General features: G+C 64.8%; 15 protein-coding genes. 9 read left to right on the forward strand and 6 right to left on the reverse strand.

Features of this window, described 5'->3' with window-relative positions:
- Positions 1-209 precede the first annotated feature (209 nt).
- The 3 genes from BM315_RS12535 to purU all read right to left on the reverse strand — a co-directional run bounded on the left by BM315_RS12535 (position 210) and on the right by purU (position 1,950).
- Complete coding sequence (locus BM315_RS12535) at positions 210-422, reverse strand: hypothetical protein (protein ID WP_090501428.1); 213 nt, start codon at positions 420-422, stop codon at positions 210-212.
- 198 nt (positions 423-620) lie between these two features.
- On the reverse strand, positions 621-1,046 hold the full coding sequence (locus BM315_RS12540; protein WP_090501430.1) for a CBS domain-containing protein: 426 nt from the start codon (positions 1,044-1,046) through the stop codon (positions 621-623).
- 52 nt (positions 1,047-1,098) lie between these two features.
- Positions 1,099-1,950 carry a formyltetrahydrofolate deformylase gene (purU, locus tag BM315_RS12545; RefSeq protein ID WP_090501491.1) on the reverse strand — a complete coding sequence of 284 codons (852 nt, stop codon included), beginning with the start codon at positions 1,948-1,950 and terminating at the stop codon, positions 1,099-1,101.
- Positions 1,951-2,290: 340 nt separating this feature from the next.
- Here purU and mvaT point away from each other — a divergent pair, with 340 nt between their 5' ends.
- A complete protein-coding gene (mvaT, locus tag BM315_RS12550; RefSeq protein ID WP_090501432.1) occupies positions 2,291-2,668 on the forward strand; it encodes a histone-like nucleoid-structuring protein MvaT in 378 nt (125 codons plus the stop codon).
- 370 nt (positions 2,669-3,038) lie between these two features.
- Here the strand turns inward: mvaT and sbcB are convergent, their stop codons facing one another.
- Positions 3,039-4,469 carry an exodeoxyribonuclease I gene (sbcB, locus tag BM315_RS12555; protein ID WP_090501434.1) on the reverse strand — a complete coding sequence of 477 codons (1,431 nt, stop codon included), beginning with the start codon at positions 4,467-4,469 and terminating at the stop codon, positions 3,039-3,041.
- Between the two features lie 489 nt (positions 4,470-4,958).
- Between sbcB and BM315_RS12560 the strand changes: the two genes are divergently transcribed.
- From BM315_RS12560 to BM315_RS12585, 6 genes are read left to right on the forward strand one after another with little or no spacing between them, the layout of a single operon-like run.
- Positions 4,959-5,705 carry an RDD family protein gene (locus BM315_RS12560; RefSeq protein WP_090501437.1) on the forward strand — a complete coding sequence of 249 codons (747 nt, stop codon included), beginning with the start codon at positions 4,959-4,961 and terminating at the stop codon, positions 5,703-5,705.
- On the forward strand, positions 5,702-6,682 hold the full coding sequence (locus BM315_RS12565; RefSeq protein WP_090501493.1) for a stage II sporulation protein M: 981 nt from the start codon (positions 5,702-5,704) through the stop codon (positions 6,680-6,682). Before BM315_RS12560 ends, BM315_RS12565 begins: the two co-directional genes overlap by 4 nt.
- Entirely contained in the window at positions 6,669-8,246 is a 1,578-nt protein-coding gene (locus BM315_RS12570) for a DUF4129 domain-containing protein (protein WP_090501439.1), read from the forward strand. The genes BM315_RS12565 and BM315_RS12570 overlap by 14 nt, the downstream gene beginning before the upstream one ends.
- Entirely contained in the window at positions 8,243-9,421 is a 1,179-nt protein-coding gene (locus BM315_RS12575; RefSeq protein WP_090501441.1) for a DUF4350 domain-containing protein, read from the forward strand. The genes BM315_RS12570 and BM315_RS12575 overlap by 4 nt, the downstream gene beginning before the upstream one ends.
- Complete coding sequence (locus BM315_RS12580) at positions 9,418-10,443, forward strand: AAA family ATPase (RefSeq protein ID WP_090501444.1); 1,026 nt, start codon at positions 9,418-9,420, stop codon at positions 10,441-10,443. Before BM315_RS12575 ends, BM315_RS12580 begins: the two co-directional genes overlap by 4 nt.
- A gap of 25 nt (positions 10,444-10,468) precedes the next feature.
- The gene (locus BM315_RS12585) at positions 10,469-11,800 is read left to right on the forward strand and encodes a DUF58 domain-containing protein (RefSeq protein ID WP_090501446.1); all 1,332 of its coding nucleotides are present in this window, start codon (positions 10,469-10,471) and stop codon (positions 11,798-11,800) included.
- 197 nt (positions 11,801-11,997) lie between these two features.
- Here the strand turns inward: BM315_RS12585 and BM315_RS12590 are convergent, their stop codons facing one another.
- A complete protein-coding gene (locus BM315_RS12590; protein WP_090501448.1) occupies positions 11,998-12,285 on the reverse strand; it encodes a PA4642 family protein in 288 nt (95 codons plus the stop codon).
- Positions 12,286-12,501: 216 nt separating this feature from the next.
- Here BM315_RS12590 and dauA point away from each other — a divergent pair, with 216 nt between their 5' ends.
- The gene (gene dauA / locus BM315_RS12595) at positions 12,502-14,229 is read left to right on the forward strand and encodes a C4-dicarboxylic acid transporter DauA (RefSeq protein WP_090501450.1); all 1,728 of its coding nucleotides are present in this window, start codon (positions 12,502-12,504) and stop codon (positions 14,227-14,229) included.
- 180 nt (positions 14,230-14,409) lie between these two features.
- Here the strand turns inward: dauA and BM315_RS12600 are convergent, their stop codons facing one another.
- Complete coding sequence (locus tag BM315_RS12600; protein WP_090501452.1) at positions 14,410-14,967, reverse strand: hypoxanthine-guanine phosphoribosyltransferase; 558 nt, start codon at positions 14,965-14,967, stop codon at positions 14,410-14,412.
- A gap of 262 nt (positions 14,968-15,229) precedes the next feature.
- Here BM315_RS12600 and upp point away from each other — a divergent pair, with 262 nt between their 5' ends.
- Positions 15,230-15,868 carry a uracil phosphoribosyltransferase gene (upp, locus tag BM315_RS12605; protein ID WP_090501454.1) on the forward strand — a complete coding sequence of 213 codons (639 nt, stop codon included), beginning with the start codon at positions 15,230-15,232 and terminating at the stop codon, positions 15,866-15,868.
- The last annotated feature ends 2 nt before the right edge of the window (positions 15,869-15,870 follow it).

Consider the following 15,870-nt stretch of genomic DNA (forward strand, 5'->3'; position numbering starts at 1 on the left):
ATAACGGGGACATCACCTTAATTTATGGCTATGTCCCAATGATGTATTGCATGGGGGCAGGTCCTTCTCGCAGAGGCGGCAATGGGTAGGGTGCGCCGTGCGCACCAACGCAGGCGGCCAATCACTGGTGCGCACGGCGCACCCTACGGACCCAGGCCATCTCAAACTTAGTGACGGTAGCCGAACGCAACACGCTATTGGGACATAGCCTAATTTATGCCCGTTGTTTCCTTTGCTATGTCCTTGCCCGCTGTTTCCGGCTGCTCGCCGGCGTCCTGCTGCAGTTGCCGCCACAGTTCGGCGGCATCGGCAAATTCGCAGCCACTCTGCGGGTTCAAGGTATCCAGGTCATAGCGCCTGACACAGCCCGCGCCCTGGGTTGTCGGCGGTTTTGAAGCAGCACGATCGCGGGGGTCTTGCATGCTCTGATCCTCGGCTGGGGGCAAATGTTACCCGCCGCGCCTTATCAACGCGGCCTGAACAACGCAGCAAACCAACGCGCAGACGGCCTGCAGGTCATGCTAGCGGAGCAGCATGCGACTGCCGTCAGGCCAAGCGTTCGGCACTGCGATTGCTGGCGGGCCTGAACCAGCCAAGCCCGCCAGCCTCCCCCGTCCGCCTCATTGCGAAAGGATTTTGCCCTGATCGTGCTGGGCGAACTCCTTGACCGCACGCAGTACGTCGCTGCGGCTGATCTGGCCGATCAGGCGGTCATCTTCAACCACCGGCATGCGCCGACGGCGCCCGCGCAAAAAACGCTCGGAAACCTCGATGATGTCGGCTTCTGGCGAGATGGTTTCGACTTCAGTGGTCATGTAGGCACTGACATCGCCCCCCGCCGACTCGTAATAAGCCCCGGAGAGAATCCCCCTCAGGCAATCCCCCTCGGACAACAGGCCGATCAGGTGGCCCTGCGAGTCGACGACCGGCGCGCCGGAAATCCGATGCTCCAGCAGCCGGTTGATGGCGGTGAACAAGTCGGTTTCGGAGCGAAATGTCACCAGGTGGCGAGTCATGTAATCGCGCACCTTAATTGACTTGAGCATAAGCGAACTCCTTTAGCTTGAGCATGCACCCAGTTAATACCCAGCGAAGCAATCAGTCGAACACTACCGTTTTGTTGTCATGCACCAATACACGATCCTCCAAGTGATAGCGTAGCCCACGGGACAGCACCATTTTCTCCACATCCTTACCCAGGCGGACCATTTCCTCGATGCTGTCGCGGTGACTGACACGCACCACGTCCTGCTCGATGATCGGCCCGGCATCCAGCTCCTCGGTAACATAGTGCGAAGTCGCACCGATCAGCTTGACTCCGCGCAAGGACGCCTGGTGATAAGGCTTGGCACCGACGAACGATGGCAGGAAGCTGTGGTGGATGTTGATCACCCGCTGGGCGAAGTCGCGACACAGTTGCGCAGGCAGAATTTGCATATAGCGCGCCAGCACTATGACGTCGGCGGCATGGGCGTTGACCAGTCGTTCCACTTCATCGAAGGCCGGCTGTTTGTTCTGCGGCTCGACCGGTACATGGAAGTAGGGAATGCCGTGCCACTCGACCATACTGCGCAAATCGTCATGATTGGAAATCACGCAGGCGATATCGCAGTCCAATTCATCGCTGTGCCAGCGGTGCAGCAAGTCAGCCAGGCAATGCGACTCGCGACTGGCCATCAACACCACGCGCTTCTTCTCTGCCGAATCAGTGACCCGCCATTCCATGGAAAACTCACGGGCGATGGGCGCAAAGGCCTGATGAAACCCCGGCAAATCGAACGGCAAGGAATCGGCACGGATCTCATGGCGCATGAAGAACCAACCGCTGTGATTATCCGAGTGATGACTCGCCTCGGTGATCCAGCCATTGTAGGTGGCCAGAAAGTTACTGACCTTGGCCACGATACCAACGCGGTCCGGGCAGGCTATGACCAACCGAAAAGTACGCATGGAAAACTCCAGAGAAATCGCAAAGTCGGCCATTCTAGCCACAGTGCGAGAAAACTGCAGTATTCCTGCAATCCAGCCGGGCGCGACACGCCAGACAACCAAGGCGCCTCGATTTGACCGCGACTGGTTATACGATTTTGTTGAATACAGCGGCCTGGCGTGAACCTCGACCGACAACTGACAAACACTGACGGGCTGATTCATCGAGTTATCGCGCCGGCAAATTTGCAACTGCGCTTGATAAACTGCGGCAAATTCTTGCAAAGCGGTTTACTTGTTAAAAGTGCCTGACTATTATTACTGACACTTAGCCATCACCTAGCCAACCCAAGGTAAACCCATGTCGCTGATCAACGAATACCGCGCCACAGAAGAAGCCATCAAAGAGCTGCAAGAGCGCCTGAAAAACCTGTCGCAAGACGACAAACTGAAAAAAGAACTGGAATTCGAAGGCAAACTGCGCACCCTGATGGGCGAATATCAGAAGTCCCTGCGTGACATCGTCGCCATGCTCGATCCGGATGCCAAAGTCAGCAAGGCACCACGCGTCGGCGCCAAGACCACCGGGACCAAGCGTGCTCGTAAAGTTAAGCAGTACAAGAACCCGCACACCGGCGAAGTGATCGAAACCAAAGGCGGCAACCACAAGACCCTGAAAGAGTGGAAAGCCAAGTGGGGTGGCGATGTTGTTGAAGGCTGGGCCACCCTGCTGGACTAAGCACTGCGCTTTAGACACCGATTTCATTGCATAAAAAACGCCAGCCTTGCTGGCGTTTTTTATGTTCTGTAACAATATCTGTGTTGATCACTAACAGGCCGTTGAAAAACGTAGGCGAGCAGCCGAGACAAGGCGCTACGTCAGTAATAGCCTCCAGCTGGTCAAAATGGCGAGGAAGCGGACTGGGCTCGCATCCGACGGGACTCGCACTCAAATCCCTGTTTAACGTCGTATCGGCAACGCCGGTAGTTTTTCAACAGCCTGCTAACGCTGGGTGGGTCGGAGACCGCACTGGCCAGACGACGATCCAGCCTACAGAATCGACAGGCGACAGCCACTTGCCATATAACGTCTGAAGACTGACCCCCATTCAAAGGGCATAGCGCAAGCGCAACTGCTGCGCATAATCACGCCATTGCGCCAGTATCGCCTGTTGCCTGGGCGTAGCCTGAACGAATATTTCGCCGAGCGCCGCCTCAAAATTGGCCAGGGTATTAGGCGCGCCACACTCGGGCCGAGTTAACCGCTGCTGACAGAACATCAGCCAACGTTGTTGTTCGGCTGCGTCCAGGCTGGAAGAAAAGTTGCGCGCGCGATAACGAAATAATAATTCAGGCAAGCGCGCATCATCGAATGGCCAGGCATTCTTGGCCAACTGCGCGGGCTCGGCACTACGCACCTGCTCGCATAAACGCCGGTCACGATCACCGATAAAACCATCATATAGCTGTTGCTCGGGATCCTCGCTGGACGCAAAACCTTCTTCGCCATATATCAAGGCGAGTTTGTCCCGCCATTGCGCTTGCGCGGCAACCAACCGATCGGCGTGCCGCACAGGAACGTTCATGTCCAACTGCAAACGCTGAATATCTTCGCCACGCAGGACATTCAACGGCGCCAGCACCGGACAACGGTTGATGTGCAGCAACTTCAAGGGCACCGGCAACTCGCCCTCGCCCAGTTGCTCGCGCCGGGTATATAGACGCTGGCGCAGGGTCTCGCCATCTTCCTCGAGCAATGGCGCCGGATCGGCGTGCAAGTCGCAGACGATAAGCGCATTGCGATTACGCGGATGCCAGGCCAACGGCAATACCACCGCCAGGTAATGTCGCGCCCCGGCGAAGCGCCCGGAGATATGCACCAGCGGTTGCAACAAACGAACCTGATCGAGCACCCGTTGTTTACTGCGCAAGCGGTAGAGATAGTTGTACAGCTTGGGCTGTTTACTGCGGATCAGGCGTGCCAGGGCGATGGTCGCGCGTACATCGGCCAGGGCGTCATGGGCCTGGCCGTGCTCGATGCCATTGGCCACGGTCAGGCGTTCCAGTTTGAGGCTGACGCGACCTTCTTCTTCCGGCCAGACGATGCCATCGGGACGCAAGGCATAGGCCGCACGCACCAGATCGATCAGGTCCCAGCGGCTGTTGCCGCCTTGCCACTCGCGGGCATAGGGGTCGAAAAAATTGCGGTACAGGCTATAGCGGGTGACTTCATCGTCGAAACGCAGGCTGTTGTAACCCACGCCGCAAGTGCCCGGTTGGACCATTTCGGCATGCACGCGGGCCATGAACTCGGCCTCGCTCAAGCCCTTGTCTGCCAACTGGCTGGGGGTGATGCCCGTGACCAGACAAGCGGCCGGATGCGGCAGGATGTCGTCGCTGGGCTGACAGTAGATGTTCAGCGGCGCGCCGATTTCGTTGAGTTCTTCGTCGGTACGAATTCCGGCGACTTGCAACGGGCGGTCGCGGCGCGGGTCGATACCGGTGGTTTCGTAGTCGTACCAGAACAGGCTGGAGGTCACGGCGGCTTCCTATGGGCAGTGGGCGGCGCCAGTCTAGCATTGCCCGCACGGCCGTCAGGCAGGCACGGATCACGGCCTCGAGCGCAGTTTGCATGCACGGCGGTTGCTTCGCCGCCTGCCGCTGGCTAGGGTCTGTTACCGTTTCATCGCGACCGCGCCGGAGCCTGTTTTAGCGCGAGGCAAGGCATGAGACGCTCGTTTGTTCAGCACATCCATGTGCTTCACCCCTTCGGGGCTTGCGCGCAAAAACGCTCCCGGCGTTTTTGTGGTTGTTCCAAATGAGCGTCGAGAAACGCAGCATCGCGCTAAAACAGGCCCGGCCCTGCGGGTTGCGCGGAAAATCTCGCCATGCGTTGTTGTAGGACTTGGCAAGGGAACAACCATTACCGGCGTCCTACGCCTAGCCTGGCGAGATTTTTCGCGGCAACGCGGCTTGCGCTGAAACGGCAACAGACCCTAGCATCGGGGTTTACCCAGTGCAGACCGCCGATGCCGCATTCCGCCACCCCGCCCTCCCCGCGCGCGCCTGGAGCATCCGTTCAGCCTCCAGCTGCGCCGCTGGATACCCGCTATCGGGTGGAAACCCCGGAAGCCATCGATCTGCTCCTGCGCCCGGCGGGCTTGGTGCCGCGCGCCCTGGCCTTTGCCATCGACCTGCTGATTCGCGGCCTGCTGTTGCTGGCGATCTATGTCGTTCTCGGCCTGCTCGGCAAGTTCGGCATGGGTTTGGCGACCATCCTGCTGTTCCTGCTGACTTGGTGGTACATGGTGCTATTCGAGGTATTCAACCAGGGCCGTTCCCCCGGCAAACAGATACTCGGCCTGCGCGTGGTGCACGATGACGGCACCCCGGTTGGCTGGGCCGCCTCGTTGACCCGCAACCTGCTGCGTTTCGTCGACATCCTGCCGTTCGGCTATACCCTGGGCATCCTCAGCTGCCTCAATCACCCGGCGTTCAAGCGCCTCGGCGATATCGCCGCCGGCACCCTGGTGGTCTACCGCGACACGCCGCCCGCGCGGCCGAGCCTGCCGCAGGCCGAAGCGCTGCATGCGCCCTTCGCCCTCGATCTGCTCGAACAACGCGCCCTGCTCGCCTTTGCCGAGCGTGGCGCCAGCCTGTCCGCTGAACGCCGCGCCGAGCTGGCGGCGATTCTGGCCGAGCCCCTGCAAGTCCCGGCCGAGCAGGCGGAGCAACGGCTCAACGGCATTGCCCGCGGCCTGCTGGGGCCGACATGAAACAGAGCCTGTTCGAAAACCGCCACCAGGCCGATTGGCAAGCCTTCGCCGAACAACTCGCCGCGCTCGAACGCGGCAAGCCCGACCGCCAGCAGTGCCAGGGCTTCGCCGCCGCTTACCGGCGCCTGTGCCAGCAGTTGGCCCTGGCCCAGGCCCGCGGTTACAGCAACCACCTGGTCGAGCAGCTGCAGCACCTGGCACTGCGCGGCCACCAGCAGTTCTATCGCCATCGCAGCCCCCTGGGCGCGCAGCTGCTCGGTTTCCTGCTGGCCGGTTTCCCGCGTCTGGTGCGCGCCGAATGGCGCTGTGTGCTGGTCGCCAGCCTGGTGTTCTTCGGCAGCCTGCTGCTCATGGGCGCGCTGGTCTACCTGTTCCCCGCGCTGATCTACAGCTTGGTCGACCCCGCACAGGTGGCGAGCATGGAGCAGATGTACGACCCCGATGCCCGCCGCCTCGGGCGCTTCGGCGAACGCCACTCGGGCGACGACTGGCTGATGTTCGGTTTCTACATCATGAACAACATCGGCATCGCCTTTCAGACCTTCGCCAGCGGCCTGCTGCTGGGCCTGGGCAGCCTGTTCTTCCTGCTGTTCAACGGCCTGATGATAGGCGCGGTGGCCGGCCACCTGAGCCAGATCGGCTACGGCGCGACCTTCTGGTCGTTCGTCATCGGCCACGGCGCCTTCGAACTGACCGCCATCGCCCTGGCCGGCGGTGCCGGCCTCAAGCTCGGCTGGGCCCTGCTCGCGCCCGGTCGCCTGCCACGCGGCGAAGCCTTGCGCCTGGCCGCCGGGCGCAGCGTGCGCCTGATCGGCGGGGTGATCGTGTTGCTGGTGCTGGCGGCATTCGTCGAGGCCTACTGGTCGTCGATGACCTTCGCCGAGCCGACGGTCAAATATGCGGTTGGCGCCGCCCTCTGGCTGTTGGTGCTGAGCTACCTGCTGCTGGCCGGCCGAGGTACCCATGCGCCTGACTGATGCCAGCGTGGCGATCCGTCCGCGCAGCCCCTGGGAAGCCCTGGACCTCGGCGTACTGCTGGCGCGCCGGCATGCCGGCCTGCTGCTGGCCAGTTGGGCCCTGGTCACGGTGCCGCTGTTCGCCCTGCTCTGCCTGTTGCTGTGGGACTACCCGGGCTGGGCGATATTTACCTTCTGGTGGTTGAAACCGGCCTACGAGCGCCTGCCGCTGCATATCCTCGCCCGCGCCCTGTTCGGCGACACGCCCAGCCTCGGGCAAGCACTCAAGGCCCTGCCCGGCCTGCTCGGGCCGCAACTGCTGGCCAGCCTGAGCTGGCGCCGCTTTAGTCCGACGCGCAGCTTCGACCTGCCGGTGTTGCAGCTGGAAGGCCTGTCCGGCCAGGCGCGCCGCCAGCGCCTGGTGGTGCTGAGTCAACGCGATGCAGGCGCCGCGACCTGGTTGACGGTGGTTGGCGTGCACCTGGAGATGGCCCTGTGGCTCGGTCTGGCCAGCCTGTTCTATCTGTTGCTGCCGGCGCAGATCGCGCTGGACTGGAGCTGGCAGAACCTGGTCAATGCGGCAGCCGGCGAGTGGCTGTGGCTGGAACACCTGTTCAACCTGCTATACGTGCTGGCACTGATCCTCTGGGAGCCGTTCTACGTCGCCTGCGGCTTCACCCTCTACCTGAATCGACGCACCGCCCTGGAGGGCTGGGATATCGAACTGGTGTTCCGCCAGCTGCGCCAGCGCCTGACCGGCGTGGCCTACGCCCTGCTGCTCGGTTGCGGCCTGTTGCTGCTGCAGACCCCGACAGCGACCATGGCCGCCGAGAGCGGCAGTAGCCCGCTGCAGGTGGCAGACCCCATGGGTCCCGAGGCCGCGCGCCTGCTCAAGCAACCGCTGAGCAGCCAGGCGGCCCAGGATAGCATCGGGCAACTACTGGAGCAGCCGCCCTTCGAACACCGCGAAACCGTCACCCGCTGGCGCTTCGGCGAGCAGCAGGTCGAAGAGCCGAGCGAAGAGCAACTCGCCGGCCTGCTGGAACTGCTGGAGAAGCTCTTCAAGCTGGCCGAATTCTGGAACAGCATCGACGCCGTCGCGCTGTTTTTCGAGGCCCTGCTCTGGGCCGCCCTGCTTGGCCTAGCGGCACTGCTGATCTGGCGCTACCGGCAATGGCTCGGCGCCTTCGTTGGGCGCCTGGGCCTGGCGCAGCGCGCCGCAGCGCCGCCGACCCGCCAACTGTTCGGCCTGGAAGTGGCGCCCGAAAGCTTGCCCGCGGATGTCGCCGGCACGGTCGAGCGGCTCTGGGCCGAACAACCGCGCGCAGCCCTCGGCCTGCTCTATCGCGCCTTGCTCAGCCGCCTGCTGGACGATTATCGCCTGCCCCTGCACGGCGCCCACACCGAGCGCGAGGTGTTGCGCCTGGTCGAGGGCCTGGAACACAGCGAACTGAGCAGCTTCAGCCAGGCCCTGACCCTGCACTGGCAGAACCTCGCCTACGGCCATCGCCTGCCGCCGGACGAGCTGCGCCAGACGCTGTGCCAAGACTGGCGACGCCTGTTCGACAGCGGGGTACGAACATGAGCAGGCGCCGCCAGTGGCTGCTCGGCAGCGCGCTGATGCTTGGCCTGGCCCTGTTCGGCCTCTATCTGCTGAGCCGCATCCAGCCCTACGAAGAAACCCTCGAGCACGGCCCGGCCCCCGAGGCGCAGGCCAACCCGTACCTGGCCGCCGAGCACTTCCTGCGCCAGCAGGGCCTGCAGGTACAGCGCAGCGCCGACCTGCGGCTGCTGGCGAGCCTGCCCAGTGCCGGGCAGACCCTGTTGCTGCTCGGCGATCGCCAGCGCATGAGCCCGCGCCAGGTCGAACGCCTGTTGGCCTGGACGGCCAAGGGCGGGCACCTGGTGTTCGTCGCCGAACGCCTGTGGGATGAGGACGAGGGCAAAAGCGGCGACCTGCTGCTCGACAGCCTGGGCCTGCAGCAGTACCAGAGCGACGCCCTCGACCAGTCGGACGACGAGGCCGAGGAACCCGAGGCCGCCGCCAGCGCCTATCCCGAACTGACCCAGCTCTACCTGGAAAACGAGGACGCGCCGGCCTACTTCGGTTTCGACACCGCTTTTCACCTCTACGATGCCGACAATCGCGCCCATGTCTGGGCCAACAGTGCGGCGGCGACCCACCTGGTCCAGCTCTATCACGGCGACGGCCTGGTCAGCGTGCTGAGCGACGCCTGGATCTGGCAGAACGACCGCATCGCCGATTACGACAATGCCTGGCTGCTCTGGTACCTCGCCCAGGACAGCGCTGTGACCCTGCTCTACCACGCCAAGCGCGACGGCCTGTTCAGCCTGCTGCTGCGCCATTTCCCCCAGGCCCTGCTGGCCCTGGTCCTGCTGCTCGGCCTCGGCCTGTGGCGCGTCGGCATGCGCCAGGGGCCGCTGCAGGCGCCGGCCAGCCCGAGTCGCCGGCAGTTGCAGGAGCACCTGCGCGGCAGTGCCGACTTCCTCCTCAGGCGCAGCGGCCAGCACAGCCTGCTGCAGGGCTTGCAAGAAGATATCCAGCGCCGCGCGCGCCACCGTCACCCCGGTTTCGAACGCCTCGGCGTGACCGAACAATGGCAGCTGCTGGCGCGTCTGACCCGCCTGCCCAGCCGCGCCATCAGCCAAGCCATGCGGCCGCTGCCCAACCAACGCCTGTCCGCCGTCGACTTCACCCGCCAGGTCGCCCACCTGCAAACACTCAGGAATGCCCTATGAGCGAATACACGCCCGAACCACTGAGCCCGCCCGCTGCCACCCCGGCGCCGAGCAATCCGGCGCAGCAACGCCAGCGCGCCAGCCAGTTGGCCCAGGCCCTGCGCCAGGAACTGCACAAGGCGCTGATCGGCCAGAACGCGGTGGTCGACGATGTGCTCACCGCCCTGATCGCCGGCGGCCACGTGCTCATCGAGGGCGTTCCCGGCCTGGGCAAGACCCTGCTGGTACGCGCCCTGGCGCGCTGCTTCGGCGGCGAGTTCGCGCGCATCCAGTTCACTCCGGACCTGATGCCCAGCGACGTCACCGGCCACGCCGTGTACGACCTGCAGAGCGAGCAGTTCAAGCTGCGCAAGGGCCCGGTGTTCACCAACCTGCTGCTGGCCGACGAGATCAACCGCGCCCCGGCCAAGACCCAGGCGGCGCTGCTGGAGGTCATGCAGGAGCGCCAGGTCACCCTCGAAGGCCGCGCCCTGGCGGTGCCGCTGCCGTTCATGGTGCTGGCCACGCAGAACCCGATCGAGCAGGAAGGTACCTACCCGCTGCCCGAAGCCGAACTCGACCGTTTCATGCTCAAGCTGCGCATGGACTACCCCGAGCAGGCCGAGGAGCTGAGCATGGTGCGCCAGGTCACCCGCTCGACCCGCGCCGACATGCTCGACGTCACCCCGCTGCGCACCCTGCTGCAAGCCAAGGATCTGCTGGCCGTGCAGAAAATCGCCAGCGACCTGCCGCTCGACGAACAGGTGCTCGACTATGCCGTGCGCCTGGCGCGCGCCACCCGCACCTGGCCGGGGCTGATTCTCGGCGCCGGGCCACGCGCCTCGATCGCCCTGGTCCGCGGCGGCCGCGCCCGTGCCCTGCTGCGTGGCGGCGACTTCGTCCTGCCGGACGACATCAAGGGCTGTGCCCTGGCCGTGCTGCGCCACCGCGTGCGCCTGGCGCCGGAGCTGGATATCGAAGGGCTGGCGGTCGATCAGGTGCTCCAGCAGTTGCTCGATCAGGTCCCGGCGCCGCGTCTATGAGCCTGGCGCTCCCGGGGGTTGGCGCATGAAGCCCGCGCGCGCGCTGCTGATCCTGCTCGGCGTCCTGATCGGCCTGGCCATTGCCCTCGGCGTCCTGCAGGCCCTGGCGGTAAAAGTGCCGCAGAGCCTGCACGCGCTCTGGTGGGGGGCCTTGTTGGTGCTGCTCGGGGCGGCGCTGGTCGATGCCCTGCGCCTGCGCAAATTGCCCTCGCCACGCCTCGAACGGCTGTTGCCGGGCAACCTGCCGCTGGGGCGCTGGAGCGAGGTGCGCCTGTGCCTGCATCATGCCTATGCCCAGCCCCTGACGCTGGCGGTGTTCGACCACGTGGCCGACGGCATGGCCTTCGAGCACCTGCCGCAGCGCATCGACCTGCGTCCGGGCGAGCAGACGCAGCTCAGCTACCGCGTGCGGCCGCTGCTGCGCGGGCACTTCAGTTTTACCCGGTGCGAGATCGACCTGCCCAGCCCGCTAGGCCTGTGGCGCGCGCGGCGCTACCTGGCCCTGCCCGGAGCAACCCGGGTCTACCCGGACTTCGCCCGCCTGTATGGCGCGCAACTGATGGCGGTCGACGACTGGCTCAGTCAGCTCGGCGTGCGCCAGCGCCCACGCCGCGGTCTGGGCCTGGAGTTTCACCAGCTGCGCGAATTCCGCGACGGCGACAGCCTGCGCCAGATCGACTGGAAGGCCACCGCCCGCAAACGCACGCCTATCGCTCGCGAGTACCAGGACGAGCGCGACCAGCAGATCGTCTTCCTGCTCGACTGCGGCCGGCGCATGCGCAGCCAGGACGGCGAACTGGCGCACTTCGACCACGCCCTCAACGCCTGCCTGCTGCTCAGCTATGTGGCCCTGCGCCAGGGCGATGCGGTGGGCCTCGCGACCTTTGCCGGGGAGCAGCAGCACTTCCTCGCGCCGGTCAAAGGCCAGGCGCAGCTCAATGTGCTGCTCAACGCCGTCTATGACCTGCGCAGCACCCTGCAGCCGGCCGACTTCGCCGCCGCGGCCGACAGCCTGCTGGTCCGCCAGCGTCGCCGCGCCCTGGTGGTGCTGGTGAGCAACCTGCGCGAAGAAGACGACGAGGAATTATTGCGCGCGGTCAAACGCATCGGCCGCCATCACCGCGTACTGGTCGCCAGCCTGCGCGAAGAAGTACTCGACAGCCTGCGCCACACGCCGGTCGAGGATCTTGCCACGGCCATGAGCTACTGCGGCACGGTCGACTACCTCAACGCCCGCGCCGGCCTGCACGAGCGCCTGGCCGCGCACAAGGTGCCGGTACTCGACGCCCGCCCCAGCGAACTTGGCCCGCAACTGGTCAGCCGCTACCTGGCCTGGAAGAAGGCCGGGGTGCTGTAATCCCGCAGGATGGCGCAGGCCGCGTAGGATGGTGTTGAGCGAAGCGATACCCATCAGGCGATAGACCTGCTTACGCCCATGATGGGTTACCGCGCAGCGGGTCTTGCGGGTTCATCGCCAGCGGCAACAGGCGCCTAACCTACGCGGCCCGACCTACGCGGCCCGACCCATCCTACGCTCTTCGGGAGTAACGCGGATCAGCCGCGGGCAGCCTTGATCACCTCGATATAGGGTTCGGCAAAGCGCTGATCCTCGATCAGGGCGATGAAGTCGCGGCCCTGGGCATCCTTGGCCTCGAGGTCGTAACCGGCCTCGACGAAGAAGCCGACGAAACGCGCGAAATCGTCGACGCGCAGGCCGCGGTAGGCCTTGATCAGCTTGTGCAGTGACGGCGGCGTGGCGTCAGCCGGCTCCACGGCGAGGAACAGCTTGATCGGCTCGTCACCGATCTCTTCACCAATCACCTGTTTCTTGTCTTTACGCATCGTTCACTCCAACTCGGCTGGCCACACGGGGCCGGCAGTGTACCTCTGCCGCAGGCCGCGGCTCAACGCGCAAGCCGACTGGGGGATGGCGATGGCAAGCCGGGGCGGCCAGCCGGACGTTGTAGCACGCGCCGCGGCGCCGCCAATAGCCGACTTAGGTCTCCAGCCTGGCCGCGCGCCAGCCCCTATACTCCGCACAGCCATGCCGGAGGCCCCATGTCGCTATCCTTACCGCCGCTGTTCGCCGCCTGGCGCCAGAGCCTGCGCGCCGGTTATGGCTGGAAGAGCCTGCGCGGCGACCTGAGCGCCGGCGTCACCGTCGGCATCATCGCCATTCCGCTGGCCATGGCCCTGGCGATTGCCGTGGGCGTGGCGCCGCAGCACGGTCTCTATACGGTACTGATCGGCGCCCCGCTGATCGCCCTGTGCGGCGGCTCGCGCTTCAACGTCTCCGGCCCCACTGCGGCCTTCGTGGTGATTCTGCTGCCGATCACCCAGCAATTCGGCCTCGGCGGCCTGCTGCTGTGCACCCTGATGTCCGGGCTGATCCTGATCGCCCTGGGCCTGCTGCGCGCCGGCCGCCTGATCGAGTTCATCCCCTATCCGGTGACCCTGGGCTTCACCGCGGGCATCGGCATCGTCATCGCCACCCTGCAGCTCAAGGACCTGTTCGGCCTGCGCCCGGTCGGCCAGCCGAACAACTACGTGGAACAGCTGAGCCTGCTGCTGCAGGCACTGCCCAGCCTGCAGCTCGCCGACACCCTGGTCGGCCTGGTCTGCCTGGGCGTGCTGATACTCTGGCCGCGCTGGGTGCCGAAGATCCCCGGGCACCTGGCCGCCCTGGCCATCGGCGCCCTGCTCGGGCTGTTGCTGGAGCACTTCGGCCTGCCCCTGGCGACCCTCGGCGAGCGCTTCAGCTACAGCTTGGACGGCATCGAGCACCCGGGCATCCCGCCGTTCCTGCCGAGTTTCGCCTGGCCCTGGCAACTGCCCGGGGCGGACGGCCAGCCGCTGCAGCTGTCCTTCGAGCTGATCCGCCAATTGCTCGCACCGGCCTTCGCCATCGCCATGCTTGGCGCCATCGAATCGCTGCTCTGCGCCGTGGTCTCCGACGGCATGACCGGCAGCAAGCACGATCCCAATGGCGAGTTGCTCGGCCAGGGCATCGGCAACCTGGTGGCACCGCTGTTCGGCGGCATCACCGCCACAGCGGCCATCGCCCGCAGCGCCGCCAACGTGCGCGCCGGGGCCTTTTCGCCGCTGGCGGCGATCATCCATGCCGGCGTGGTGCTGATCGCCATCCTGTTCCTCGCGCCGCTGTTCAGCTACCTGCCGATGGCGGCCATGGCCGCCCTACTGCTGATGGTCGCCTGGAACATGAGCGAAGCGCGCCACGTGCAGCACAGCCTGCGCATCGCCCCGCGCAGCGATGTGCTGGTGCTGCTGACCTGCCTGCTGCTGACGGTCTTGTTCGACATGGTGCTGGCGGTCGGCGTCGGCCTGCTGCTGGCCGCCGGGCTGTTCATCAAGCGCATGAGCGACCTGACCGACACCGCCGCCTTGCCCAGGCACTTCCACGAGGCCCTGAGCGACCTGCCCGAACATGTCCTGGCCTACGCCATTCGCGGTCCGTTGTTCTTCGGCGCGGCGGAAAAGGCCCTGAGCGTGCTGCGCCGCTTCAGCCCCGGAGTGAAGGTGGTGATCGTCGAGATCAGTGCCGTGCCATTGCTCGACATGACCGCCCTGGCGGCGCTGGACAACGTGCTGCGCGATTACCGCGCGCAAGGCGTGGGCCTGGTGCTCAGCGGGCCCACGCCGCAGGTGCGCCTGCAACTGCGCCGCGCCGGCATCCAGCGGATCGAGGGCCAACTGGCCTATGTGCGCGACCTCGATCAGGCGCGGGAGAAGGCGCTGCGCTGGCTGCAGCCAGGCGACAGCACTTGATGGACGATGGCAATGCACCGGATCGCGCCGGGCCGGGTAGGGTGCGCCATGCGCACCAACCTCCCCCGGATTGCATCCGGGCTACCCTAGCAGGCCGTTGAAAAACTACCTGCTAGGACAATGCCGATTCGAGGCATACCAGCAGACTCGGTGCGCGCGGCACACCCTACCGAGCAGCGCTTACAGGCCCTTGACCGCATAGATCCCGGCCGCATTACGCCAGTAACCCTTGTAATCCATGCCGTAGCCGAAGATGTAACGGTCGATGCACGGCAGGCCGACGTAATCGGCTTTCAGATCCGGGCGCGCCTTGCGCCGGTGGTCCTTGTCGATCAGCACCGCGGTATGTACCGCACTGGCGCCGGCATGGCGGCAGAAGTCGACAATCGCGCCCAGGGTGTGCCCTTCGTCGAGGATGTCGTCGATGATCAGCACGTCGCGGTCGATGAAGGAAATCTCCGGCTTGGCCTTCCAGAACAGCTCGCCGCCGCTGGTTTCGTTGCGATAACGGGTGGCGTGCAGGTAGGACAGCTCCAGCGGGAAGTCGAGCTTGGGCAGCAACTTGCCGGAGAAGATCAGGCCGCCGTTCATCACGCAGAACACCACCGGGTTGCGCTCGGCCAACTCGCCGTTGATCGTCGCGGCGACCCGGTCGATGGCCGCTTCCACTTCGGCTTCCGTGTACAGGCAGTCGGCTTCCAGCATGACTTGGCGGATATGGGCGAGATCGACGGGCATGGTCTTTCCTCTATGGATGAACGAACGCTGAAAAGCACGGGAATTTGATCGAAGCATCAAAATAGAAGTTGATCGATGCGTCAAAATAAAAGTCGGCAAAGGTACCCATCTGTCCCCGGCGGGGCAAGCCCTCGCGGACAAACCGCCGGAAATGCGCGCAATCGGCGACAATTCCTGCAAACCGCCTGCGTTTGCGCGCCAGCAACGCAACGCCAATGCTAATCTAGCGCAATTTTTTTTGCCCGCCGCCGGAGAACCCGCCATGCCCGTCCTCGAGATCCGCCACCCGCTGATTCGCCACAAACTCGGCCTGATGCGTCGCGCCGATATCAGCACGAAGAACTTCCGCGAGCTGGCCCAGGAAGTCGGTGCCCTGCTGACCTACGAAGCGACCAAGGATCTGCCCCTGGAGAACTGCGAGATCCAGGGTTGGGCCGGCACCGTGCAGGTGGAAAAAATCTCCGGCAAGAAGATCACCGTGGTGCCGATCCTGCGCGCCGGCATCGGCATGCTCGATGGCGTGCTCAGCCTGATTCCCGGGGCCAAGGTCAGCGCCGTGGGCGTGGCGCGCAACGAGCAGACCCTGCAGGCGCACACCTACCTGGAAAAACTGGTGCCGGAGATCGACGAGCGCCTGGCCATGATCATCGACCCGATGCTCGCCACCGGCGGCTCCATGGTCGCCACCATCGACCTGCTGAAGAAGGCCGGCTGCAAGGAAATCCGCGCCATGGTGCTGGTCGCCGCGCCCGAGGGCATCAAGGCGGTGGCCGATGCCCACCCCGAGGTGATGATCTTCACCGCCTCGATCGACCAGCGCCTCAACGAGCACGGCTACATCATTCCCGGCCTGGGCGATGCCGGCGACAAGATCTTCGGTACCAAGCAGAAGGACGCCTGAGT

The sequence above is a fragment of the Pseudomonas borbori genome (assembly GCF_900115555.1).
GTDB lineage: Bacteria > Pseudomonadota > Gammaproteobacteria > Pseudomonadales > Pseudomonadaceae > Aquipseudomonas > Aquipseudomonas borbori.

What these genes read in the sequence shown, in the direction of transcription:
- BM315_RS12575 (WP_090501441.1), top strand. Translation starts at nt 8,243, where the DNA reads ATGAGCAGGCGCCGCCAGTGGCTGCTCGGCAGCGCGCTGATGCTTGGC.
- BM315_RS12600 (WP_090501452.1), bottom strand. Translation starts at nt 14,967, where the DNA reads ATGCCCGTCGATCTCGCCCATATCCGCCAAGTCATGCTGGAAGCCGAC.
- dauA (WP_090501450.1), top strand. Translation starts at nt 12,502, where the DNA reads ATGTCGCTATCCTTACCGCCGCTGTTCGCCGCCTGGCGCCAGAGCCTG.
- purU (WP_090501491.1), bottom strand. Translation starts at nt 1,950, where the DNA reads ATGCGTACTTTTCGGTTGGTCATAGCCTGCCCGGACCGCGTTGGTATC.
- BM315_RS12585 (WP_090501446.1), top strand. Translation starts at nt 10,469, where the DNA reads ATGAAGCCCGCGCGCGCGCTGCTGATCCTGCTCGGCGTCCTGATCGGC.
- BM315_RS12570 (WP_090501439.1), top strand. Translation starts at nt 6,669, where the DNA reads ATGCGCCTGACTGATGCCAGCGTGGCGATCCGTCCGCGCAGCCCCTGG.
- BM315_RS12580 (WP_090501444.1), top strand. Translation starts at nt 9,418, where the DNA reads ATGAGCGAATACACGCCCGAACCACTGAGCCCGCCCGCTGCCACCCCG.
- upp (WP_090501454.1), top strand. Translation starts at nt 15,230, where the DNA reads ATGCCCGTCCTCGAGATCCGCCACCCGCTGATTCGCCACAAACTCGGC.
- BM315_RS12565 (WP_090501493.1), top strand. Translation starts at nt 5,702, where the DNA reads ATGAAACAGAGCCTGTTCGAAAACCGCCACCAGGCCGATTGGCAAGCC.
- BM315_RS12560 (WP_090501437.1), top strand. Translation starts at nt 4,959, where the DNA reads ATGCCGCATTCCGCCACCCCGCCCTCCCCGCGCGCGCCTGGAGCATCC.
- BM315_RS12535 (WP_090501428.1), bottom strand. Translation starts at nt 422, where the DNA reads ATGCAAGACCCCCGCGATCGTGCTGCTTCAAAACCGCCGACAACCCAG.
- mvaT (WP_090501432.1), top strand. Translation starts at nt 2,291, where the DNA reads ATGTCGCTGATCAACGAATACCGCGCCACAGAAGAAGCCATCAAAGAG.
- BM315_RS12590 (WP_090501448.1), bottom strand. Translation starts at nt 12,285, where the DNA reads ATGCGTAAAGACAAGAAACAGGTGATTGGTGAAGAGATCGGTGACGAG.
- BM315_RS12540 (WP_090501430.1), bottom strand. Translation starts at nt 1,046, where the DNA reads ATGCTCAAGTCAATTAAGGTGCGCGATTACATGACTCGCCACCTGGTG.